The organism is Pseudomonas sp. NPDC090233 (genome assembly GCF_044772285.1).
Lineage (GTDB): Bacteria > Pseudomonadota > Gammaproteobacteria > Pseudomonadales > Pseudomonadaceae > Aquipseudomonas.
The window spans coordinates 288,178-311,647 of the sequence record NZ_JBIVYQ010000006.1; the positions used below are offsets into that span (position 1 = coordinate 288,178).

Annotated in this window: 21 protein-coding genes; 7 read left to right on the plus strand and 14 right to left on the minus strand. The window is 64.8% G+C overall.

From position 1 onward, the window contains the following. Positions 1–12: 12 nt before the first annotated feature. The 14 genes from ACIQUF_RS18565 to gshB all read right to left on the minus strand — a co-directional run bounded on the left by ACIQUF_RS18565 (position 13) and on the right by gshB (position 13,798). Positions 13–627 carry a TetR/AcrR family transcriptional regulator gene (locus ACIQUF_RS18565; protein WP_403134018.1) on the minus strand — a complete coding sequence of 205 codons (615 nt, stop codon included), beginning with the start codon at positions 625–627 and terminating at the stop codon, positions 13–15. A gap of 13 nt (positions 628–640) precedes the next feature. Then, positions 641–2,323 carry a class II poly(R)-hydroxyalkanoic acid synthase gene (gene phaC, locus ACIQUF_RS18570; protein WP_403134020.1) on the minus strand — a complete coding sequence of 561 codons (1,683 nt, stop codon included), beginning with the start codon at positions 2,321–2,323 and terminating at the stop codon, positions 641–643. Between the two features lie 54 nt (positions 2,324–2,377). Further along, a complete protein-coding gene (gene phaZ, locus ACIQUF_RS18575) occupies positions 2,378–3,229 on the minus strand; it encodes a poly(3-hydroxyalkanoate) depolymerase (protein ID WP_403134022.1) in 852 nt (283 codons plus the stop codon). Positions 3,230–3,289: 60 nt separating this feature from the next. Next, a complete protein-coding gene (phaC, locus tag ACIQUF_RS18580) occupies positions 3,290–4,969 on the minus strand; it encodes a class II poly(R)-hydroxyalkanoic acid synthase (protein WP_403134024.1) in 1,680 nt (559 codons plus the stop codon). Positions 4,970–5,300: 331 nt separating this feature from the next. Next, on the minus strand, positions 5,301–5,678 hold the full coding sequence (locus ACIQUF_RS18585) for a gamma-butyrobetaine hydroxylase-like domain-containing protein (RefSeq protein WP_403134027.1): 378 nt from the start codon (positions 5,676–5,678) through the stop codon (positions 5,301–5,303). A gap of 90 nt (positions 5,679–5,768) precedes the next feature. Further along, positions 5,769–7,112 (minus strand): ATP-dependent protease ATPase subunit HslU, encoded by a 1,344-nt coding sequence (gene hslU / locus ACIQUF_RS18590; RefSeq protein WP_400796588.1) that lies wholly within the window; start codon positions 7,110–7,112, stop codon positions 5,769–5,771. Positions 7,113–7,188: 76 nt separating this feature from the next. Then, positions 7,189–7,719: an ATP-dependent protease subunit HslV gene (gene hslV / locus ACIQUF_RS18595; protein ID WP_003249309.1), complete on the minus strand. Its 531-nt coding sequence runs from the start codon at positions 7,717–7,719 to the stop codon at positions 7,189–7,191. Between the two features lie 161 nt (positions 7,720–7,880). After that, on the minus strand, positions 7,881–9,152 hold the full coding sequence (locus tag ACIQUF_RS18600; RefSeq protein WP_403134030.1) for a dihydroorotase: 1,272 nt from the start codon (positions 9,150–9,152) through the stop codon (positions 7,881–7,883). Then, positions 9,149–10,153 (minus strand): aspartate carbamoyltransferase catalytic subunit, encoded by a 1,005-nt coding sequence (locus ACIQUF_RS18605; RefSeq protein ID WP_008099987.1) that lies wholly within the window; start codon positions 10,151–10,153, stop codon positions 9,149–9,151. The genes ACIQUF_RS18600 and ACIQUF_RS18605 overlap by 4 nt, the downstream gene beginning before the upstream one ends. 13 nt (positions 10,154–10,166) lie before the next feature. Next, positions 10,167–10,685 (minus strand): bifunctional pyr operon transcriptional regulator/uracil phosphoribosyltransferase PyrR, encoded by a 519-nt coding sequence (pyrR, locus tag ACIQUF_RS18610; RefSeq protein WP_403134033.1) that lies wholly within the window; start codon positions 10,683–10,685, stop codon positions 10,167–10,169. 52 nt (positions 10,686–10,737) lie between these two features. Further along, entirely contained in the window at positions 10,738–11,163 is a 426-nt protein-coding gene (ruvX, locus tag ACIQUF_RS18615; RefSeq protein ID WP_400796596.1) for a Holliday junction resolvase RuvX, read from the minus strand. Then, positions 11,163–11,732: a YqgE/AlgH family protein gene (locus ACIQUF_RS18620; RefSeq protein ID WP_403134035.1), complete on the minus strand. Its 570-nt coding sequence runs from the start codon at positions 11,730–11,732 to the stop codon at positions 11,163–11,165. Before ACIQUF_RS18620 ends, ruvX begins: the two co-directional genes overlap by 1 nt. Positions 11,733–11,853: 121 nt before the next feature. Further along, positions 11,854–12,753 carry a TonB family protein gene (locus ACIQUF_RS18625; protein WP_403134037.1) on the minus strand — a complete coding sequence of 300 codons (900 nt, stop codon included), beginning with the start codon at positions 12,751–12,753 and terminating at the stop codon, positions 11,854–11,856. A 91-nt stretch (positions 12,754–12,844) separates the two neighbouring features. After that, on the minus strand, positions 12,845–13,798 hold the full coding sequence (gene gshB / locus ACIQUF_RS18630) for a glutathione synthase (RefSeq protein ID WP_403134040.1): 954 nt from the start codon (positions 13,796–13,798) through the stop codon (positions 12,845–12,847). A gap of 198 nt (positions 13,799–13,996) precedes the next feature. Here gshB and ACIQUF_RS18635 point away from each other — a divergent pair, with 198 nt between their 5' ends. The 7 genes from ACIQUF_RS18635 to ACIQUF_RS18665 are packed head-to-tail and all read left to right on the plus strand — an operon-like array spanning position 13,997 to position 23,466. Beyond that, positions 13,997–14,398: a PleD family two-component system response regulator gene (locus ACIQUF_RS18635; RefSeq protein WP_403134042.1), complete on the plus strand. Its 402-nt coding sequence runs from the start codon at positions 13,997–13,999 to the stop codon at positions 14,396–14,398. 47 nt (positions 14,399–14,445) lie between these two features. Then, the gene (pilH, locus tag ACIQUF_RS18640) at positions 14,446–14,811 is read left to right on the plus strand and encodes a twitching motility response regulator PilH (protein ID WP_400796611.1); all 366 of its coding nucleotides are present in this window, start codon (positions 14,446–14,448) and stop codon (positions 14,809–14,811) included. Then, on the plus strand, positions 14,808–15,362 hold the full coding sequence (locus tag ACIQUF_RS18645) for a chemotaxis protein CheW (RefSeq protein WP_403134046.1): 555 nt from the start codon (positions 14,808–14,810) through the stop codon (positions 15,360–15,362). Before pilH ends, ACIQUF_RS18645 begins: the two co-directional genes overlap by 4 nt. A gap of 48 nt (positions 15,363–15,410) precedes the next feature. Then, complete coding sequence (locus ACIQUF_RS18650; RefSeq protein ID WP_403134471.1) at positions 15,411–17,435, plus strand: methyl-accepting chemotaxis protein; 2,025 nt, start codon at positions 15,411–15,413, stop codon at positions 17,433–17,435. A gap of 9 nt (positions 17,436–17,444) precedes the next feature. Then, on the plus strand, positions 17,445–22,334 hold the full coding sequence (locus ACIQUF_RS18655; RefSeq protein ID WP_403134049.1) for an Hpt domain-containing protein: 4,890 nt from the start codon (positions 17,445–17,447) through the stop codon (positions 22,332–22,334). After that, positions 22,327–22,800, plus strand: a complete 474-nt coding sequence (locus ACIQUF_RS18660; RefSeq protein WP_403134052.1) for a chemotaxis protein CheW — start codon at positions 22,327–22,329, stop codon at positions 22,798–22,800. The genes ACIQUF_RS18655 and ACIQUF_RS18660 overlap by 8 nt, the downstream gene beginning before the upstream one ends. A 48-nt stretch (positions 22,801–22,848) precedes the next feature. Then, on the plus strand, positions 22,849–23,466 hold the full coding sequence (locus tag ACIQUF_RS18665; RefSeq protein WP_403134054.1) for a hemolysin III family protein: 618 nt from the start codon (positions 22,849–22,851) through the stop codon (positions 23,464–23,466). Positions 23,467–23,470 lie beyond the last annotated feature (4 nt).

The window sequence follows — 23,470 nt, forward strand, 5'->3', positions numbered from 1 at the left end:
GAAATTACAGACTTATCCCTCCAAGTAGCGCACCGCCAGCTGCTCCGCTGCCTCTCGTGCCTCTACCTGCAGATGCGGCGCCACCAGCATCATCACCTGATACACCACAATCCCCACATCGCCCTCACGCCCCAGCACCCGCTGGTAGTCCAGCGAGAACATCAGCGTCAGGGTGATCTGTTCGACCAGTTGCCCCAGCGCCTGGGTTTCACTGACCACCTGCCCCTGGCCCTTGAGGCTGGCCAATAACGCCGCCAAGGTGCGCTTGAGCGCATTGATCAGGCTGCGCATGCCACGCGCCAGTTTCGGCAGGCGCCCGGTCAGGTTCGACAGGTCCTGAAACAGGAAACGGTACTGGGCCATGCGCTCGACGATCAGGTGCAGGAACAGCCAATAGTCTTCGGCATCCAGGCGCACCTCCAGCGGCGGGTCGAGCAGCGGCATCAATGCCTCTTCGAAACGCTCGAACAGGCCAATGACCAGGGGCTCCTTGCCGTGGAAGTGGTAGTACAGGTTGCCCGGGCTGATGCCCAGTTCGTTGGCGATCTCAAGCGTCGAGACGTTCGGCTCGCCCTGCTGGTTGAACAGCTGCAGGGCGCATTCGAGGATACGGTCGCGGGTCTTCATCCAGTCGTGGTGCTCATCGGGTCAGGACATAGGTGCCTGGCGCGGGGCCCAGCGGTGGGTAGGTGGCGTTGCCAAGCGTCTCGCGCGGCGCCTTGAGCGGGCCGGAGCGCGGGGTGATCCAGTCGAGCCACAACGGCCACCAGCTGCCATCGTTGCGCTTGGCGTCGTGGAACCAGGCGCGCGGGTCGCTCGACAGTTTGGGGTTGTCCAGGTAGTAGGCCTTGGGGTTGCCGGGCGGGTTGATGATGCTCTGGATATGCCCGCTGTTGGCCAGCACGAAACGCCGATCGCCACCCAGCAGCAGCGCCGAGCGGTACACCGCATCCCACGGCGTGATGTGGTCGTTGCTGCCGGCCACGGTGAAGCTGTCCAGGTCGACCTGCTTGAGGTCGATGGGGGTGCCACAGACTTCCAGGCCGTTGGAGTGGGTCAGCGGGTTGTGCTTGAAGAAGTCCAGCAGGTCGCCATGCAGGGCCGCTGGCAGGCGGGTACTGTCGGCGTTCCAGTAGAGGATGTCGAAGGCCGGTGGCGTCTTGCCGAGCAGGTAGTTATTGACCCAGTAGTTCCAGATCAGGTCGTTGGGCCGCATCCAGGCGAAGATCCGCGCCACTTCGCCGCCATCGAGCACACCGCGCTGGTACGAGCGGCGTTTGGCCGCCTCGATGGTCTGCTCGTCGGCGAACAGGCTGGCGGGGCTGTCGAACTTGCTGTCGAGCAGGCTGACCAGGTACGTGGCGCTGCGCACCCGGCGCAGCTGGTGCTTGGCTTGCAAGTGGCCCTGCAGCGCGGCCATGGTCAGGCCGCCAGCGCAGGCACCCATCAGGTTCGGGTCGCGGTTGCCGCTGATGCTGCGGCAGGCGTTCAGTGCCTCTTCCAGCGCTTGCACGTAGCTGGACAGGCCCCACTCGCGGTGGCGCGGGTCGGGGTTGCGCCAGCTGACCATGAACACCTGCAAACCATTCTTGAGCATGTACTGGACGAAGCTGTTGCTCGCCTGCAGGTCGAAGATGTAGTACTTGTTGATCTGTGGCGGCACCACCAGCAGTGGCCGGGCGTGCTGCTTCTCGCTCATTGGCGTGTACTGGATCAGCTCCAGCAGCTCGTTGCGAAACACCACGGCGCCCGGGGTCGAGGCCAGGTTGCCGCCGACCTCGAAGGCGCGTTCATCCACTTGGCGCGGCAGGCCGTCGTTGTGGCGCAGGTCGTCGAGCAGATGGGCCACGCCCCGTACCAGGCTCTGTCCGCCGGTATTGAGCAGTTCCTTGACCGCCAAAGGGTTCAGCAGTGAGTTGCTCGGCGCCAAGGCATCGTTGATCAGGTTGAACAGAAAATGCGCACGGGCCCGGTCATCGTCGTCCAGGTGGCTTTCCTCGATCCACAGGCGGGTCTGCTTCTGCCAGGCCAGGTAGGCCTGCAAGCCACGCCGGTAGAACGGGTTCTGGCTCCAGGTCGGGTCATTGAAGCGCGCGTCGCGTGGATTGGGTTGATAGGGCGTATCACCCAGCATCACCCGGCCCAGCTGGCCGCTCAGGGCCAACAGATGGCGGGCGGTGTGCAGGGGGTTACGCAGGCCGTGGCGGCCGACGCTGCGCAGCGTGGAAATCAGGTCGCGGCCTCGCAGGCCGAGGATGGCGTTCTGCACGTTCATGCTGGTGGCGGGGAGCGTTGACGTTCCTTTGGCCGGTTTGTCTTTCATGGCAGCACTCCTTCGTCAAGCCATGGTCAGGTCGGAACAACAGCAAACAGCACCCTAACCGCCGGAGGCTGGGCGGGGGTGCATCACCGCGCGCTGACGTTCTTGCTGGAGGAACTTCATGATGATCGGGGCGACGGCCTCGGCCCGGGTAATCAGGAACAAGTGACCGTCGTCGATAATGTGTAGCTGGGCATTGGGAATTCGCCAGGCCAGCAAGCGCATGTTGATCAGCGGGATCAGCGGATCATCGTCGCCGGCCAGCACCAGGGTGGGCTGCTGGATCTTGTGCAACCAGTGGATGCTGGTCCAGCCGAGGCCCGCGAACAGCTGCCAGTAGTAGCCCATCTTGCCGCCGGAGCGCACCTTGGACGCGTGGTGCATGGCAAGGTCGGGGTCGCGGCGAAAGCCACCGCCGTAGATCAGCGGGGCGATGCGGATCACATGCGAAGGCTGGATGTAGCGCCGTGGGCTGGCCATCATCCACAGCACCTTGGGTTTGCCGGGCACCATCACCGCACCGGCGGCGGTGGCGGCGAGCACCAGTTTCTTGCAACGCTCCGGGTAGTCGTGGGCGAACTGCTGGGCCAGGGCGCCGCCCCAGGACACGCCGATCACATTCACCTGGCCGTAGTCGAGGTAATCGAGCATGCGCGCGGTCAGCTTGGCCAGGCCGGGGAAGCGATAGGGGTGGCGCGGGGTGGACGAGCCGCCCACGCCTGGCACATCGAAGGCGATGACTTCCAGGTCCGGGTCCAGGGCCTCGATGAACGGGAACACCAGCTCCAGGTTGGCGCCGATACCATTGAAGATCAGCAGCGGCGTGAGGTGCGGCTTGCCCGGCCGCACGGCGGTGCGGATGGACTGGTCGTCCAGTTCGACGGTCCTGAAGATGTAAGGTAGCGGCATGCGCGTGGCTCTGTGATGAATGAAGCACCGCGGCCCTTCCAGGGGCCACGGCGTTGCAACTCAACGTTCGTGAACGTAAGTCCCCGGTGCGGCTTCACCTGCGGCATAGGCACGATTGCCCAGGCGAGTCGGCGCCTTTTTCAAGTCGCCGGCGCGCTCGCCCAGCCAGGTTTGCCAGTGCAGCCACCAGGAGTCGGCGTGTTTGTCGGCGTTCTCCTGCCAAGCCACCGGATCGCCCGGGCGGTCCGCGCCGGTCATGAAGCGTGACTTGGGGTTGCCTGGCGGGTTGAGGATGCTCTGGATGTGGCCGCTGTTGGACAGCACGAACTCGATCTTGCCGCCGAACAGGTGCGCCGAGCGGTAGCACGATTGCCACGGGGTGATGTGGTCGTTGGTGCCGGCGACGCTGAAGATGTCGCAGTCGACTTTCTTCAGGTCGATGGCGGTGCCGCACACTTCCAGTGCATCGGCCCGGGTCAGTGGGTTGTTCTTGAACATTTCGATCAGGTCACCGTGGAAGGCCGCCGGCAGGCGAGTGGTGTCGTTGTTCCAGAACAGAATATCGAATACGGGCGGTTCATTTCCCAGTAGGTAATTGTTGACCCAGTAATTCCAGATCAGGTCGTTGGGGCGCATCCAGGCGAACACCTTGGCCATGTCGCTGCCTTCTAGCACGCCGGCCTGGTAGGAGTGGCGCTTGGCCGATTCGAGGGTCTGCTCGTCGACGAACAGCGCGACCTGGGTGTCCATGGTGGTGTCCAGCACGCTGACCAGCAGGGTCAGGGCATTGACCTTCTTCTCCCCCAGCGCGGCGTAATGCCCGACCAGCGCGGTGCAGGTGATGCCGCCGGAGCAGGCGCCGAGCATGTTCAGGTCCTTGCTGCCGGTGATCGCCAGCACGGCGTCGACCGCTTCCTTGAGCGCGTCGATGTAGGTTGAAAGGCCCCACTCGCGCTGGGCCTTGGTCGGGTTGCGCCAGCTGATGATGAAGGTCTGCTGCTGCGAACGCAGGCAGAAGCGCGCCAGGCTCTTTTCCGGGCTCAGGTCAAAGACGTAGAACTTGTTGATCTGTGGCGGCACCACCAGCAGCGGGCGGGCATGCACCTGCTCGGTGATGGGGCTGTACTGGATCAATTCCAGCACGTCGTTGCGGTAGACCACGGCGCCCTCGCTGGTGCCGAGGTTCTTGCCCACTTCGAACGCGTCCATGTTGACCTGGCTGGGCATGCCACCGTTGTTGACCATGTCCTTGGCCAGGTTGGACAGGCCATCGAGCAGGCTCTTGCCACCGGTTTCGAAGAAGCGCTTTACCGCCGCCGGGTTGGACAGGGTGTTGGTGGGGGCCATGGCCTCGGTCATCAGGTTGATGACGAACTGGCCGCGGCTGATGTCCTGGGGGGACAGGTCGCTTTCGCCGATCCAGTCGTGCAGTTCCTTGCGCCAGGCCAGGTAGGTTTGCAGGTAACGGCGGTACAGCGGGTTCTTGCTCCAGGCCGGGTCGACGAAGCGACGGTCGTCGCCCTCGGGGGCCAGGCTCGACTTGCCCAGCAATACGTTCTTCAGCTCAAGGCCGAAATGCGCCACGTGCTTGGCGCTGTGCAGCGGCTGGCGCACGGCCTGACGCAGCACGGTACGCGCAGAGCTCAGCAGGTCCTTGCGGCGGATGCCGATGACCGGGTTCAGGCCCAGGGTGTTGTCCGAGGCCTGCCGCTGCAACTCATCGTTGTTCTTGTTACTCATCTACGACGCTCCGTTGTCCTGAGACGAGTACCGGTTTGATAGCCCGGTACTGCTACTCGGGTGACCAGTGATAAGGAACAGCGGTGCTGCGGGCCGGATGCATTCGGCGATGAGCTGCGGGGGAATCTGCGTGTGAAGACTGCCTGCTTTCGCTCGCGACCTCTACAAACCGGCCTGGTCCTGCTTGCCTGAAAAGCAATGCAGGGAACTTGCCAGCCCCATTGGTAACCCGACTTCATGTAATGCGCAAGACAGTGCTTTGACGAACTGTCTATCAGGCATTCAAACAGATGAGATTAGAAAATGCGCTCTAACTCTTGGATGGCTTGAGCTAGAGCATCAGTTTGACCACAGATTCGGCAGGATCGCGGGCTTTTCCGGCCTTGTGCAGTTCGTCCAGATACTCAGCCCAGAGCTGCTCCTGGCGCAGGCACAGTTGCTCAAGGTATTCCCAGGTGAACAATCCACTGTCATGGCCGTCATCGAAGGTCAGTTTCAGTGCGTACTGGCCGGCGGGTTCGAGGCCGACAAGGCCGACGTTGATCTTGCCGAATTGCAGGATGGGATTGCCGTGGCCCTGGACCTCGGCGGAGGGGGAGTGCACGCGCAGGAACTCGGCGGGCAGGTGGTAGATCTCGCCGGGGGCGTAGGTGAGGCTGAGGGTCTTGGAGGCTTTGTGCAGGTTGATGGCAGTGGGCAGGCGGGCCATGGGCTGGATCTCTCGGGAGCTGATGGTGCTTAGCTTCGAGAGATTCGGGCCATTGTGCAAGGGGGCCGCACAGCGGCCCCGCTTTATGGCTTACAGAATGTAACGCGACAGGTCTTCGTTCTGCGCCAGCTCACCCAGGTGGCTGTTCACATAGGCCGCATCGATCTGGATCGGCGCTTCATCATGGGCGCTGGCCAGGTCGCCGGCACTGAACGACACCTCTTCGAGCAGGCGCTCAAGCAGGGTGTGCAGGCGACGGGCGCCGATGTTCTCGGTCTTCTCGTTGACCTGATAGGCGATCTCGGCCAGACGCTTGATGCCGTCGGCCTGGAACTCGATGTTCAGCCCTTCGGTCTTGAGCAGCTCGCGGTACTGTTCGGTCAGCGAGGCATGCGGCTCCTGCAGGATGCGCTCGAAATCTTCAGGCGTCAGCGCCTTGAGCTCGACACGGATCGGCAAGCGGCCCTGCAGCTCAGGCACCAGGTCGCTTGGCTTGCTCAGGTGGAACGCGCCCGAGGCGATGAACAGGATGTGGTCGGTCTTGACCATGCCCAGCTTGGTGTTGACGGTGCAGCCTTCGATCAGCGGCAGCAGGTCGCGCTGCACGCCTTCACGCGAGACATCGGCGCCGCCGACGTTGCCACGCTTGGCCACCTTGTCGATTTCATCGATGAACACGATGCCGTGCTGCTCGACCGCTTCCAGGGCCTTGGCCTTGAGCTCGTCGTCGTTGACCAGGCGGCTGGCTTCTTCGTCGCGCACCATCTTCAGCGCTTCCTTGACCTTGAGCTTGCGCGCCTTGCGCTTGCCTTTGCCCATGTTGGCGAACAGGCTCTGCAGCTGGTTGGTCATCTCTTCCATGCCGGGTGGCGCGGCGATTTCCACGCCTGCCGTTTCGGCCACTTCGATCTCGATTTCCTTATCGTCCAGCTGGCCTTCTCGCAGGCGCTTGCGGAACAGCTGGCGGGTGTTGGAATCGCTGCTGGTCTGCGCGGCCTCTTCGCTGAAGCTGGTCACCCGCGCCTGCGGCAGCAGGGCATCGAGGATGCGGTCTTCGGCGGCATCTTCGGCGCGGTGACGCACGCGAATGATTTCCTGCTCACGCAACATCTTCAGCGCGGCATCGGCCAGGTCGCGGATGATCGATTCGACATCGCGGCCGACGTAGCCCACTTCGGTGAACTTGGTCGCTTCGACTTTGAGGAACGGCGCGTTGGCCAGCTTGGCCAGGCGACGAGCGATTTCGGTCTTGCCGACGCCGGTCGGGCCGATCATCAGGATGTTCTTCGGGGTCACCTCGGCACGCAGCTCGGCCGGCAGCTGCATGCGCCGCCAGCGGTTGCGCAGGGCGATGGCCACGGCGCGCTTGGCGTCGTCCTGGCCGATGATGTGGCGGTTGAGTTCGTGGACGATTTCGCGGGGGGTCATGGACATGATGAAAATGGTCCTTGGGCAGATGAAGTCAGCGTGGAAAAACCCCGCTACCGGAGCGGGGCGCCAGAACAGCTGATCAGTCGGCCAGGTCCTGCTCCTCGATGGTCAGGTTGTGGTTGGTGAACACGCAGATGTCACCGGCGATGTTCAGGGCGGTCTCGGCGATTTCACGGGCCGAGAGGTCGGTCTTGTTCAGCAGGGCGCGGGCTGCGGCCTGGGCGTAGGCGCCGCCGGAACCCATGGCGATCAGGCCGTCTTCCGGCTCAACGACGTCACCGTTGCCGGTGATGATCAGGGATGCGTCCTTGTTGGCCACGGCCAGCATGGCTTCCAGGCGGCTCAGGGAGCGATCGGTACGCCATTCCTTGGCCAGCTCGACGGCGGCGCGGACCAGGTGACCCTGGTGTTTCTCCAGCTGGCCCTCGAAGCGCTCAAAGAGGGTGAAGGCGTCGGCGGTGGCACCGGCGAAGCCGGCGATGACCTGGCCGTGGTACAGGCGACGGACTTTCTTGGCGTTGCCTTTCATCACGGTGTTGCCGAGGGATACCTGGCCGTCGCCGCCCATGACGACTTTGCCGTTACGGCGGACAGAAACGATGGTGGTCAAGGGAGAGTCTCCACGCAGCGGGGCAAAATTGCCTGATGCAGACTCATATGGGGGGAGGGGGGAAGAGTTTCAAGCTTCAAGCTACAAGCCACAAGAAAAAGCAGATCGGTGGAGTGCCGGCATTTTCTTGCAGCTTGCAGCTTGCAGCTTGCAGCTAGCTGTCAGCCCTCGTGGCAGACATGCCCATCGACCAAGGTATAACGCACCGCCCCAGGCAGGCAGTGGCCGATGAACGGGCAGTTGTCACCGCGTGAGAACCACTGCTCACCCGCAACGGTAGAGGCCTTGGCATCGAACAGCACGAGGTCTGCCGCGCCACCGACCTTCAGCTCACCGGCCGGCAGGCGCAGGGCAGAAGCTGGGCCGCTGGTAAGGCGGGCGAGCAGGGTCGGCAGGTCCAGCAGGCCATCGTCGACCAGGGTCATGGCCAGTGGCAGCAGCAGCTCAACGCTGCTGATACCCGGTTCCGTGGCGCCAAACGGCGCCAGCTTGGCATCGCGCTCGTGCGGCTGGTGGTGGCTGGAAATCGCCTGGATCACCCCCGATTTCACGGCTTCGCGCAGGCCATCGCGGTCGGCGGCGCTGCGCAGCGGCGGCTGCACGTGGTAGAGGCTGGAGAACTCACGCAGCGACTCGTCGGTGAGGATCAGCTGATACAGCGCCACATCGGCAGTCACCGGCAGGCCAAGCTGCTGGGCCTGGGCGATCAGGCGAGCGCCGCGGGCGCTGGTGATCTGGGTGAAGTGTGCGCGCACGCCGCTCTGCTCGACCAACAGCAGGTTGCGGGCCAAGGCCACGGTTTCGGCGCTTTCCGGGATGCCCGGCAGGCCAAGGAAGCTGGCCATGGCGCCTTCGTGGGCCAGGCCGCCCTGGGCCAGGTCGCGGTCCTGGGAGTGGAACACCACGGTCAGGTCGAAAGTGGCGGCATATTCCAGGGCGCGAGCCAGGGTGCGGTTGTTGGGGATTTCCTTGAGGCCGTTGCCGAAGGCTACGCAACCGGTGTCGCGCAGGGCCACCAGTTCGGCCAGTTGTTCGCCTTCCAGGCCCTTGGTCAGGGCGCCGATCGGGTAGACCTTGCTGTTGCTGGCTTCACGGGCGCGGTCGAGGATCAGCTCGGCCACTGCCGAGGTATCCAAGATTGGCTTGGTCTGCGGCGGGCAGCACAGGCTGGTGACGCCGCCGGCCACGGCCGCGCGGGTTTCGCTGGCGATGCTGCCTTTGCGGCTGTAACCCGGCTCACGCAGGGATACACCCAGGTCGACCAGGCCAGGCGCGGCGATCAGGCCATCGGCCTGGATCGTGCGGCTGGCGCTGAAACCGGCCGGGGCCGCGCCGATGGCGGCAATGCGGCCGCCGTCCAGGTGCAGATCGGTGACCTGGTCCAGGCCACTCTTGGGGTCGATGACCCGGGCGCCAAGAATGCTGAGGGTCACTGGGCGTTCTCCTGGTCGAATTGACGTTGCGCGTTCTGCCCGCTCATGGCCATGGACAGTACCGCCATGCGCACGGCGATGCCGTAGGTGACCTGGTTGAGGATCACCGAGTGTTTACCGTCGGCCACTGCCGATTCGATCTCCACGCCGCGGTTGATCGGCCCGGGGTGCATGACGATGGCGTCAGGCTTGGCGCCGGCCAGGCGCGCGGTGGTCAGGCCGAACAGGCGGTAGAACTCGCCTTCGCTGGGCAGCAGGCCACCGGCCATGCGTTCGCGTTGCAGGCGCAGCATGATCACCACGTCGACATCCTTCAGGCCTTCGGCGAGGTCGGTGTAGACCTTCACCCCATACTGCTCGATGCCGATCGGGATCAGGGTTTTCGGACCGATCACGCGGATGTCCGGGCAGCCGAGCGCCTTGAGCGCGAGCATGTCGGAGCGGGCCACGCGCGAGTGCAGGATATCGCCGACGATCGCCACCGAAAGGTTCTCGAAGCTGCCTTTGTGGCGGCGGATGGTCAGCATGTCGAGCATGCCCTGGGTCGGGTGCGCATGGCGGCCGTCGCCGCCGTTGATCACCGCAACGTCCGGGCACACGTGCTCGGCGATGAAGTGCGCGGCGCCCGAATCGGAATGGCGCACGACGAACATGTCGGCAGCCATGGCTTCGAGGTTGCGCAGGGTGTCGAACAGGGTCTCGCCCTTGCTGGTCGACGAGGTCGACACATTGAGGCTGATCACGTCGGCGGACAGGCGCTGGGCGGCCAGTTCGAAGGTGGTGCGGGTGCGGGTCGAGTTTTCGAAGAACACGTTGCACACGGTCTTGCCGCGCAGCAACGGGACTTTCTTGACGGCCCGGGCGCCGACTTCGAGGAACGAGTCGGCGGTGTCGAGGATCTCGGTCAGCAGTTCGCGGGGCAAACCGTCGAGCGAGAGGAAGTGGCGCAGCTGGCCCTGATCATTGAGCTGCAGCGGGCGCTTGGCGTCGATTGGCGTCATCGCGAGTGGACTCTTAAAGGGCGGAAGCGGTGGCGAGGTCCTGGCGCTCTAGGGCGAGCGGGGCGGGGCCGGTCAATTTTACTCGTTCATGGGCGGCCAGCGACAGGGTGGCGCCGAGCACGTTGGGGCGGATCGGCAGTTCGCCGGCATCCAGGTCGAGCAGGCAGACCAGGGTCACGCTGGCCGGGCGGCCGTAGTCGAACAGTTCGTTGAGCGCAGCGCGGATGGTGCGGCCGCTCATCAGCACGTCGTCGATCAGCACCAGGTGCTGGCCTTCGACCTCGAATGGCAGCTCCGACGGGCGCACTTGCGGGTGCAGGCCGTTCTGGCTGAAGTCGTCACGGTAGAAAGATACGTCGAGCGTGCCCAGCGGGCTTTGGTCGGCCATTTCCTCCTGCAGGGCCTGGGCAACCCAGACGCCGCCGGTGCGGATGCCGATGAAGCGCGGTTCGCTGATGCCGCGGCGGGCCAGATGGGCGCGAAGGTCGACAGCCATCTGCCGGATCAACTCGGCGGGATTGGGTAGGCTCATTGCGTGTCTCCTGGAGGGCGGCGCCGGGTTGGCCCGACGGCAAAGCGGAAAATTAAGTATTGGCCTCCAGCCACCCTTGCAGCAGCAGGGCAGCGGCGATGGCATCGACCGGGTTGTCACGGTAGCTGCCGCGCTGGCCGCCACGGGCCATGCGCTCGCCCTTGGCCTCAAAGGTGGTCAGGCGTTCGTCGTGGGTGTGTACCGGCAGGTTGAAGCGGCCGTTCAGGCGGCGGGCGAACTTTTCGGCGCGCTCGCTCATTTCGCTGGGCGTGCCGTCCATGTTCAGCGGCAGGCCGACGACGATGGCGTCGGGCTTCCACTCTTTGATGAGTTTTTCCACCTGAGCCCAGTCAGGTACCCCGTTCTGGGCTTTCAGGGTGCAAAGCTCGCGGGCCTGGCCGGTGATCACCTGGCCGACGGCCACGCCAATCTGTTTGCTGCCGTAGTCGAAGCCCAGCAGCAGGCGCAATTCGGCCATCAGGCGTGGCCCGCCTGGCTGGTCAGCAGACTCAGGTTGATACCCAGGCTGGCGGCGGCGGCATCCAGGCGCAGGTCACTGGCCAGGCCAAAGATGATTTCAGGATCGAACGGGCAGTTGAGCCAGGCGTTGTCGGCCAGCTCCGCTTCCAGTTGGCCTGCTTCCCAGCCGGCATAGCCGAGGGTGATGAGGCTTTGTTTCGGGCCGACCCCGGCAGCGATGGCAAGCAGTACATCCTGGGAGGTGGTGAGCGACAGCCCTTCCAGCGCCACGGTGGCCTGGAAGCTGCATTCATTGCTGTGCAGCACGAAGCCTCGGTCGGTCTGCACCGGGCCGCCCTGGTAGATCGGCACCTGCAAGGTACTGGCCGGTGGTTCCTCGTCCGGGCGCAACTGCTCAAGGATGTCGGCCAGGTTCAGCTCCTGAGGTCGATTGACCACCAGGCCCATGGCGCCATTGGCGTTGTGCTCGACGATGTACGTGAGGGTCTGGGCGAAGTTCGGATCGGCCATGTGCGGCATGGCGATCAGGAACTGATGCTTGAGGTAGCTCGGGGCGAGGGTTTTCATGGGGGATAGTGTGGCGCCAGGTGGCGAGGCTGACAAGGTGGTTGTGTGTCGCTGGTTTGCGCATGCCGAGAGGTTTCTGGCGCTCGATTTCCGCCACGCCTTACATCACCAAGGCAGGCACTCAGTTGCTGGACAACCGATCCCCACGCGCAAAGCGCCAGGTCCGAATGATCTCAAGCCGGTCGAATTCCGCCAGATCACCGGTAAACGGCGCAAACGGCGCCGCCAGCCGCACGATGCGCTGCGCCGCCTGGTCCAGCACCGGCTGCCCGGAAGACTCCAGCACCAGCACCTCATACAACGAACCATCGCGGTTGATCGACACCATCATCCGCAAATTGCCGTAGATCTGCTGCCGGCGCGCCTCATCGGGATAGTTCAGGTTGCCCACCCGCTCGACCTTCTTGCGCCACTCTTCCTTGTACCAGGCGCCCTTGTCGCGCATGGTCGAGGCCGCGTTCAAGCGGTGGATACGCGGGCGTTTGGCATACATCTGCTGTTCATTGGAAAGCTCCGCCTCAAGGCTGGCGATCTGGCTCGACAGCTGCGAGCTGTCGAAATCAGGTGTGGCCGCTGGCTTGGGTTGCGGCTTGCTTTCCTTGGGCTTGGGTTCGACCTTCTGCGCTTTTGGCGCTTGGGTAGCCACGGCGGATTTCTGCGGGGCAGGCTGCACCACCTCGGGTTTGGCCGCAGGTGGCGGGGTGACCTTGTTGATCTTGCTGTCCTGGAACGGCGCCACTTCGGTGGTGGTCGGCACCGCTTTCTTTTCCAGGGTGCCGCTGCCTTGCTGGTTGGCCTGGGCCTGGTAATCGGCCTTCTCGGGCGCTTTCTCGCTTTTGAAGGTGGCCAGGGTGATGTCCATGGTCTGGCGAATTTCCGCCGGTTTGACCACGGTGAAGCCCACGCCAAGGATCAGCGCCAGGTGCACCAGGGCAGCCAGAAACAGGGTAAAGCCAAGCCGGTCCACCGGGCGAACGCGGGGTGGCAGCAGGTCGGCGGGGATGTCGGCGGGCAGCGTCATCGGGTATCCAGCAACCGCAGGGCGGGGCAGCAGCTCAGTCGAATAGGACCGGCATCATACCCCACTCTGCGGTATTGCTTCGCGTCGGCGGTCAGCGCGCCTGCAGCTTGCGATCAATGGCATCCATCAACTTGCCACCGATATCGGTGTTGTAGGCGGCATCGATCTCACGGATGCAGGTCGGGCTGGTGACGTTGATTTCGGTGAGATACTCGCCGATCACGTCCAGGCCGACGAACAGCAGGCCCTTTTCACGCAGGGTGGGGCCGACCTGGGCGGCGATCCAGCGGTCGCGCTCGCTCAGCGGGCGCGCTTCGCCACGGCCGCCGGCAGCCAGATTGCCACGGGTCTCGCCGCTGGCCGGGATGCGCGCCAGGCAGTAGTCGACCGGCTCGCCGTCGATCATCAGGATGCGCTTGTCGCCGTCCTTGATCGCCGGCAGGTAGGCCTGCGCCATGATCTGCTGGGCGCCCAGCACGGTCAGGGTTTCGAGGATTACCGAGAGGTTGGGGTCGCCGGCCCGGTGGCGGAAGATCGAGGTGCCGCCCATGCCGTCCAGTGGTTTGAGGATGACGTCACCGTGCTTGGCAACGAATTCGCGGATGATGTCAGGGCGACGGCTGACCAAGGTCGGCGGGGTGCACTGCGGGAACAGCGTGGCGAACAGTTTTTCGTTGCAGTCGCGCAGGCTCTGCGGGCGGTTGACCACCAGCACGCCGTCGGTTTCGGCCTGCTCCAGCAGGTAGGTGCTGTAGACGAATTCCATGTCGAACGGCGGATCCTTGCGCATCAGGATCACGTCCAGTTCAGCCAGCGGGCTGTCCTGTTCGTCGCCCAGTTCGAACCAGTGTGCCGGGTCGGCGAACACCTTCAGTGGGCGCATGCGCGCGCGGGCCTTGCCTTCGGCCTGGTAAAGGTCGCGCTGCTCCATGTAGAACAGGCTCCAGTCACGGGCCTGGGCGGCCAGCAGCATGGCCAGCGAGCTGTCCTTCTTGTAGGAGATGGACGCGATGGGGTCCATGACAATGCCGAGGCGAACGCTCATGGGGGTGGTTCCTCTTGGCGGCGGGTGGCCGCGACGAATCGAAAGAAAAGTGGCTCAGGGTGGCGCCGCTAACGCCGCGGGTCAAGGGGCGCAGTAGATGGAATGCCCCCCCGGAGTGTGCTAAAAATGCCCTCAGCATCAAGCTGCAAGCCATTCGCGGCGGGCAGCCCACAATCTGCAGCGATGGTAGCGCAACTTATGGAACAGCCCCTGAAGGTGATGGTGATCGACGATTCACGCACGATCCGCCGCACCGCGCAGATGTTGCTCGGCGAAGCGGGCTGCGAGGTGGTCACCGCCAGCGACGGCTTCGATGCCCTGGCCAAGATCGTCGATCACCAGCCGCAGATCATCTTCGTCGACGTGCTGATGCCGCGCCTGGATGGCTACCAGACCTGCGCCGTGATCAAGCACAACAGTGCCTTCAAGGACATCCCGGTGATCTTGCTGTCGTCGCGCGATGGCCTGTTCGACAAGGCCCGCGGGCGGGTGGTCGGCTCCGACCAGTTCCTGACCAAACCATTCAGCAAGGAAGAACTGCTCGATGCGATCAGGGCTCATGTGCCCGGTTTCGCCGCGCACGAACAACACGCACCCTGACCGCACCCGAAGTGGCGCGGCCTTTATTTTCCTGATGGGGAAACAGCATGGCCCGAGTTCTGATTGTCGACGACTCGCCGACAGAGATGTACAGATTGACCGAATGGCTCGAAAAACATGGCCACCAAGTGCTCAAGGCCAACAACGGCGCCGACGCTGTGGCCCTGGCCCGCCAGGAAAAGCCCGACGCGGTGCTGATGGATATTGTCATGCCTGGCATGAACGGCTTCCAGGCCACCCGGCAATTGAGCAAGGACCCGGAAACCAGCGCCATTCCGGTACTCATCGTCACCACCAAGGACCAGGAAACCGACCGCATCTGGGCGCAGCGCCAGGGCGCACGCGGCTTCGTCACCAAGCCGGTGGAAGAACAGGCGCTGATCGCCAAGCTCAACGAAGTGCTGGGCGCTTGACCACCCGCCCCCAGGGTGCGTCGCTGACCGCCTTCGAGCTGTTGCTGGACATCGACCGCCGCTGCCGCTTGCTGGTGGCCGACCAGCCGCCACAGGACACCCGCCTGCAGCAATGGAGCGGTATCGGTTTTCGCGTCGCCGGGCAGTGGTTCGTCGCGCCGATGGGCGAGGTCGCCGAAGTGTCGCGCGAGCCGCGCAGCAGCCGCGTCCCAGGTGTGCAACCCTGGGTCTGCGGGGTGGCCAACCTGCGCGGCCGGTTGCTGCCGGTGATGGACCTGAGCAGTTTTTTCGGCCTTGGCCCGGTGGCGCCGAGCAAACAGCGGCGGGTGCTGGTGCTGGACCACGAAGACCTGTTCGTCGGCCTGCTGGTCGATGAAGTATTGGGCCTGCAGCACTTTGCCCTGGATACCCTGGAGCTGGCCCCGCCGCAACCGCTGATCCGCGCTGCGGCGCGTTTCGTCCAGGGGCATTTCCCGCGTGAACGCAACTGGGCGATCTTCAGCCCCTTCGCCCTGGCCCAGGCGCCGGGCTTTCTCGATGTGGCGCTATAAGGATTTTCGACCGTGAACAAGCCGGCCACTCCAGTCCCCCCTGCCAGCATGACCCCGCGCACGCGCAGCATCGTGCAGATCACCGTGCTGTTCATCATCCTGATCCTGTCGATCATCCTGCTGTTCGCCAATTTCGCCTACCTCAACACCCAGGCCAACCACGACAAGCAGTACATCGGTCATGCCGGCGAGCTGCGCGTGCTGTCCCAGCGCATCGCCAAGAACGCCACCGAGGCGGCGGCCGGCAAGGCGCTGGCGTTCAAGTTGCTGTCCGATGCGCGCAACGATTTCGAGCGGCGCTGGAGTTACCTGCGCGAAGGTGACAAGTCCACCGGCCTGCCTGCGGCGCCGGTCGCAGTGAAGGACGAGATGGACGCGGTGCTTCAGGACTGGGAAAACCTGCGCAAGAACACCGACACCATCCTCGCCAGCGAACAGACCGTGCTCTCACTGCACCAGGTAGCGGCGACCCTGGCCGAAACCGTGCCGCAATTGCAGGTCGAGTACGAGAAGGTGGTCGAAATCCTGTTGCAAAGCGGCGCCCCGGCCAGCCAGGTGGTGGTTGCCCAGCGTCAGCTACTGCTTGCCGAGCGCATTCTGGGTTCGGTCAACACCGTGCTGGCCGGTGATGACACGGCTGCGCAAGCCGCCGATACCTTTGGCCGCGATGCCAGCCGTTTCGGCCAGGTGCTCGAAGGCATGCTGGCGGGTAATCCGGCGATCCAGGTGACCCGCGTCGAGGATGCCGACGCCCGCGCGCGCCTGGCCGAAATCGCCGAGTTGTTCCAGTTCGTCGCCGGCTCCGTCGATGAAATCCTCGAAACCTCGCCCGAGCTGTTCCGCGTACGCGAGGCGGCCGGCAACATTTTCAGCTTGTCGCAGACGCTGCTCGACGAGGCCTCGCACCTGGCCAACGGCTTCGAAAATCTGGCCGCCGGGCGCACGCTGGATACGGTCGGTGGCTATGTGCTGGGCCTGTTGGCGCTGGCCTCGATCATCCTCATCGGCCTGGTGATGGTGCGCACCACGCACCGCCAACTGCACGAAACCGCTGAGAAGAACGAACGCAACCAGCAGGCGATCATGCGCTTGCTCGACGAAATCGAAGAACTTGCCGATGGCGACCTGACCGTGACCGTGTCGGTGACCGAGGACTTCACCGGCGCCATCGCCGACTCGATCAATTATTCCGTAGACCAGCTGCGCGACCTGGTGGCGACCATCAACCACAGTGCCGAGCAGGTGGCCGCTGCCGTGCAGGACACGCAGAACACCGCACGCCAGCTGGCCAAGGCGTCGGAGCATCAAGCCGACCAGATCAGCGAGGCGTCGGAGGCGGTGGGCGATATGGTCGAGTCGATCGACCGGGTGTCCGCGCATGCCTACGAGTCGGCCAAGGTGGCCGAGCGTTCAGTGGCGATCGCCAACAAGGGCAACGAAGTGGTGCACAACACCATCAACGGCATGGACAACATCCGCGAGCAGATTCAGGACACGGCCAAGCGGATCAAGCGCCTGGGCGAATCCTCCCAAGAGATCGGCGACATCGTCAGCCTGATCGACGACATTGCCGACCAGACCAATATCCTCGCCCTCAACGCGGCCATCCAGGCTTCGTTGGCCGGTGAAGCCGGCCGTGGTTTTGCCGTGGTGGCTGACGAAGTCCAGCGCTTGGCCGAGCGGTCTTCTTCGGCAACGCGGCAGATCGAAGCGCTGGTGCGGACCATTCAGGCCGACACCAACGAGGCGGTGATTTCCATGGAGCAGACCACCGCCGAAGTGGTGCGCGGCGCGCGCCTGGCGCAGGACGCCGGGGTGGCGCTGGCGGAAATCGAAGGGGTTTCGCAGAACCTCGCTGAACTTATCCACAGCATCTCGGATGCCGCCCAGTTGCAGACGTCGTCCGCCGGGCAGATTTCCCACACCATGGCCGTAATCCAGCAGATCACCGCGCAGACTTCCGCCGGCTCCGGCGCCACCGCCGACAGCATTCGCCACTTGGCGCGAATGGCCAGCGAGATGCGCCGCTCGGTGTCTGGTTTTACCCTGCCGGCACCCGCCGAGCGGCGCTGAGGAATGGTCATGGCAGCTGCAGTTAGCCCCGAACGCCACGATACCGTGGCCCTGGCCTGGACCCGGGCCGCCATCCTCGACTGCCTGGGCCAGGCGCGCCAGGCCCTGGAGCGCTTTGCCGGGGAAACCGACGACTTGTCCATGCTGGCATTCGTGGTGGACAACCTGCATCAGGTGCACGGTTGCCTGCGCATGCTCGAACTGCGCGGTGCCACGCGCCTGGCCGAAGAGTTGGAGCTGCTGGCCAAAGCGCTGGCCGAGGGCCAGGTCAGCCCGCGTGGCGATTGCCTGGGGCCGCTGTTTCGCGGGCTGGAGCAGCTGCCGTCGTACCTGGAGCGGCTACGCGGTGCGCGGCACGATCTGCCGTTGGTGATGCTGCCGCTGCTCAACCAGTTGCGCGCCTGCCGCGGTGTCGAGCCCTTGGCCCAGGGCAGCTTGATCAGCGGCGCGGCCCAGCGTTTCGCTGGCTCTGACGATCTGGCCAACCTCGACCTGTCGCTGGGCAACTGGCGTGAGCAGGTTCAGGCTGGGCCTGGGCGTGACGCCTTGCGTTCGGTGATCAGCGCCTTGTGCGACGACCTGATGCGCATCAAGGAGCGCCTCGACCAGTTCGTGCGCGGTGATCGCCAGCACAGCGAAGAGCTGGACAGCCTGTTGGCGCCGTTGCGCCATGTGGCCGATACCCTCGCGGTACTGGGCTTTCAGCAACCCCGGCGGGTGATCATCGACCAGGTGTTGGCCCTGCAGGCCCTGGCCCAGGGGGAGCGAGCGGCGGATGACGCGGTGCTCATGGATGTCGCGGGCGCCTTGCTCTACGTGGAAGCCAGCCTCAATGGCATGGTCGGCCCGCTGGAGGAAGGCGGGCAGGGCGGTATGCCCGGCTCGGACCTGGCCGAGATACGCCAGCTGGTACTGAATGAATCGCTGAACGTGCTGCAGCAGGCCAAGGACCTGATCGGCGATTGCCTGGAGTCCGGTTGGCCGCGCCAGCGCCTGCAACCGTTGCCGGGGCTTGTGCAGCAGGTGCGTGGGGCCTTGGCGATGCTGATGCTGCCGGCCGCCGCCGAGGTCTTCGCTGGCTGCGCGGGCTATGTGCAACGCTGGCTGCAGCATCTGGACGTGGAACCGCCAGCGGACGAACTGAACCACCTGGCCGATGCCCTCAGCGCCGGCGAGTGTTACCTGCAATGGCGGGTTGCCGACCCCTTGGCCGATGGCCAACCCTTCCTCGACATGGCCCGCGCCAGCCTGGCGGCGCTGGGGGTGCAATGCTCGCTTGGCGCATCCGACATTGCTCAGGATGGCAGCAGCGACGGCATCGACGACGAATTACGCGAAGTGTTTCTTGAGGAGGCAGGCGAGCTGCTGCCCGAAATCGAGCGCCACTGGCTGCGCTGGCGCGCCGACAACACCCTGCGCGATGCCTTGCTGGAGGTGCGCCGCGACCTGCATACGCTCAAGGGCAGTGGTCGCATGGTCCATGCCCAGGCGGTGGCCGAGCTGGCATGGGGCGGCGAGCATCTGCTCAACCGAGTGCTGGAAGGGCGCATGACGCTGGCCCCGGAGGGGGTGGTGGCGCTGCAGCAGGTGGTGGTGCACTTGCCCGACCTGCTGGCCGACTTTGCTGCTGGCCAGATGCCGCAGGTGACCGAGATCGAACAGCTGGCCAGCCACCTGCATGCACTGGCGGAAAACGATGCGCCGGCCAGTGCCGAAATCGATGGCCTCGACCCGCTGTTGCTGGATATCTTCCGCAACGAGGCGCAGGGCCACCTGGCCAGCCTTGAAGCGTTTCTGCAAGGCGCCAACGGCCAGGACAGCGAGGTCAGCGATGGCCTGCAGCGCGCCCTGCACACGCTCAAGGGCAGCGCCGCGATGGCCGGCGTGTTGCCGATCGCCGAGCTGGCCACCGCATTCGACCGCTTGGTGCGCGAGTATCGCAGCCATCAATTGCCCTTGCAGATGGCCGAAATCGAGTGGCTCGAAGCGGCGCGCGCCTTGTTCCACCGGGGCCTGGCGCAACTGGGCAGTACGCCGTTGGCGCCTATTGAAGGTGCGGCGGAGCTGATCGAGCAGGTCGGCGAGGCGGTTGATGCACGGCTGGCCAGCCTGCATGGGGATGCGCAGCCTGCGCGCCGTGGCAAGCGCGATCCGCAGATGATCGCCAACTTCCTGGCCCAGGCCATGGATATTCTGCTGGATGCCGAGTCGCTGCTGTCGCGCTGGCAGGAACAACCGGGGCAGCGCCAGTCGCTGGATACCCTGCTCGATGAACTGACCACCCTGTGCCACGGCGCCCACCTGGCCGACCTGTGGCAGATGGACGATGTCTGCGAAGCACTGCTGGACCTGTACGGTGCGGTCGAGGAAGGCAGCCTGGCCGCCGATGCCCGCTTCTTCGCCCAGGCCCGGCAGGCCCACGAAGTGCTCCTCGACATGCTCGACGAGGTGGCCGCCGGCCAGGAGCTGACGGCCCGCCCCGACTGCATCGACGGCCTGCGCGGCTTGCTCGACGACGCCTTGGCACCCGACGCCACCGGCCTGGTGGCGCCTGGCTCGATCACACGGCTGGACGCACCGCTAGAGCTGGCCGAAGAAGCCGACAACCCCGGTGACAAGGAGCTGTTGGAGGTTTTCCTCGAAGAAAGCTCGGACATCGTCGAAAGCGCCGGTGCCGCGCTGGCGCGCTGGCAGGCCGATCCGCGCAGCAGCGTCGAGGTGGACAACCTGCTGCGCGACCTGCACACGCTCAAAGGCGGTGCGCGCATGGTCGAGATCGCCGCCATTGGCGACCTGGCCCACGAACTTGAATTCCTTTACGAGCTGCTGGCCGCCGGGCGTTTGCCGCCGAGTGCGCCACTGTTCGCCCTGCTGCAGAACTGCCATGACCGCCTGGCGCACATGCTCGATGCCGTACGGCTGGGCCAGCCGCTGCATGCGGCCAGCGCGCTGATCGACTACATCCGCAATTTCAGCAGCGCCGCGTTGACCGATAGCGCTGCCGGGCAGTCGCAGGCCGAGGCGATACCCGCCGAGGTGCCTGCCGCAGCGCCGGAGCGCGCGCCTGGCGACATGGTCAAGGTCGACGCCGAACTGCTCGACGACCTCGGCAACCTGGCCGGCGAACACTCGGTCATCCGGGGGCGTATCGAGCAACAGGTCAACGACGCCCAGTTTGCCCTGAACGAAATGGAAACCACCCTGGAGCGTATGCGCGACCAGCTGCTGCGCCTGGACATGGAGACCCAGGGCCGGCTCAGCAGCCGCCAGCCGTTCGAGGGTGATGCCTACGAAGACTTCGACCCGCTGGAAATGGACCGCCATTCCCAGCTGCAGCAACTGTCTCGGGCGCTGTTCGAGTCGGCCTCCGACTTGCTCGACCTGAAGGAAACCCTGGCCCAGCGTGCTCAGGAGTCCTACAGCCTCCTGCAGCAGCAGGCGCGGGTGAACAGCCAGTTGCAGGAAGGCCTGACCGCGACCTTGATGGTGCCGTTCGAGCGCCTGGTGCCGCGCTTGCAGCGGGTGGTGCGCCAGGTGGCCAGCGAGCTGGGCAAGCAGGTCGAGCTGGTGGTCGGAAACGCTGAGGGCGAGCTTGACCGCAGTGTGCTCGAACGCATGGTGGCGCCGCTCGAACACATGCTGCGTAATGCCGTCGACCATGGCCTGGAGGCTCGCGAAGTGCGCCTGGCTGCCGGTAAGCCAGAGCAGGGCACCATTCACCTGAATCTGCTCCACGAGGGTGCCGACATCGTCATCGAAATGACCGACGATGGCGCAGGCGTGCCGCTGGAGGCCGTGCGGCGCAAGGCAATCAAGCGTGGCCTGCTGGATCCGCAGGCGCACCTGAGCGACCACGAGATCCTGCAGTTCATCTTGCGCCCGGGCTTTTCCACGGCCGAGAAGATCACCCAGATTTCCGGGCGCGGCCTGGGCATGGATGTGGTGCACGAAGAGGTCAAGCAACTGGGCGGTTCGATGAGTATCGAGTCGGCCCAGGGCAAGGGCGCGCGCTTTCTGATTCGACTGCCGTTCACGGTGTCGATCAACCGTGCGGTGATGGTGCACCTGGGCGACGAGCAGTACGCCATCCCGCTCAACACCATCGAGGGCATCGTCCGCGTGCCACCGGCCGAGCTTGCCGCCTGCTACCAGCTGGATCAGCCGCGTTACACCTATGCCGGTCACCAGTACGAGCTGCGCTACCTGGGCGAGTTGGTACAAGGGCTGCCACGCCCAGGTTTACTGGGGCAGAGCGTGCCATTGCCGGTGCTGCTGGTGCACTCCCAGGAGCAGTCGTTCGCCATTCAGGTCGACAGCCTGTCGCCCAGCCGCGAAATCGTGGTGAAGAGCCTTGGCCCTCAGTTCGCTGCCGTGGCCGGGCTGTCGGGCGCGACCTTGCTCGGCGATGGCCGGGTGGTGCTGATTCTCGACCTGCTCGGCCAGCTGCGTGGCCAGCAGCGTCGCCTGGCGCGCCTGCCAGGGGGCAGCGGGGTGCAGCGCACGTTATTCGGGCCGGCCCCGCGCAAAGCGTCGCTGGTGATGGTGGTGGACGACTCGGTGACCGTGCGCAAGGTCACCAGCCGCCTGCTCGAACGCCACGGCATGAGCGTGCTGACCGCCAAGGACGGCGTCGATGCCATGGCGTTGCTGGAAGAGCACCGCCCTGACGTGCTGCTGCTGGACATCGAGATGCCGCGCATGGACGGCTTCGAGGTGGCCACCCGTATTCGCCGCGACGAGCGCCTGAAAGACCTGCCGATCATCATGATCACCTCGCGCACTGGGCAGAAGCACCGCGAGCGGGCCATGGCCATCGGCGTCAACGACTACCTGGGCAAGCCCTATCAGGAGTCGGTGTTGCTGCAGAGCATCGCCCATTGGAGCCAGACTCATGCTTGAACTGATCGCAGGCCAACGAAGCAGCCTGACTGGCCTGCTACTGCCGCTGGGCGACCGCACGTTGGTACTGCCCAACGTGGCGGTGGCGGAATTGATTGGCCAGCGCAACCTGGTGTGCCAACGCGGCGAACCGGCCTGGCACCTCGGGTGGATCGACTGGCGTCAGCAGCATTTGCCGTTGATCGGTTTCGAGGCGGCATGTGGCGGCGACACCCCCTGCGGCGAGCGGGCGCGCATCGTCGTGCTGAACGCCCTGGGGGATACCGGGCTGCGTTACCTGGCGGTGCTGCTGCAGGACATCCCGCGTTCGTGCAAGCTCGACAGCCAGCTGAACTATGTGGATGTGGCGCTGGGTTGCCTGGAATTGGCGGCGGTGCAAGTAGGGGAGCAGGTGGCGCGGGTGCCGGACCTGGTCGGGCTGGAAAGGCTGGTGCGTGACGCGCAACTGCAACCTGTGCTTGGGTAGGATGGTGAACATCTGGAACCCAGCCCACCACAGGAGGTCTGTGTCTGCATGTATTACGGTGAACGCTTCAACGCCTGGACCCATCTGGTCGGTGCTGTCCTCGCCAGCATCGGCGCCATCTGGCTGATCGTCGTCGCGGGCCTGCAGGGCGATCCGTGGAAGATCGTCAGTTTCTCCATCTACGGCGGCACACTGCTGCTGCTCTACAGCATCTCGACCCTCTACCACAGCACTCGTGGCCGGGCGAAAGTGATCATGCGCAAGCTCGATCACCTGTCGATCTACCTGCTGATCGCCGGCAGCTACACGCCATTCTGCCTGGTGAGCCTGCGTGGGCCCTGGGGCTGGAGCCTGTTCGGAGTGGTATGGGGGCTGGCGGTGATCGGCATGCTGCAGGAAATCAAGCCGCGCTCCGAGGCGCGAATCCTGTCGATCATCATCTACGCGGTGATGGGCTGGATCGTGCTGGTGGCGGTCAAGCCGCTGCTGCACAGCCTGGGTACCGCCGGCTTTGCCTGGTTGGCGGCCGGCGGGGTGTTCTATACCGTGGGCATCATCTTCTTCGCTTTGGACAGCCGGCTGCGCCACGCACATGGTATCTGGCACCTGTTTGTGATCGTTGGCAGCCTGATGCACTTTGTGGCGGTGTCGCTGTACGTGCGTTAGCTGT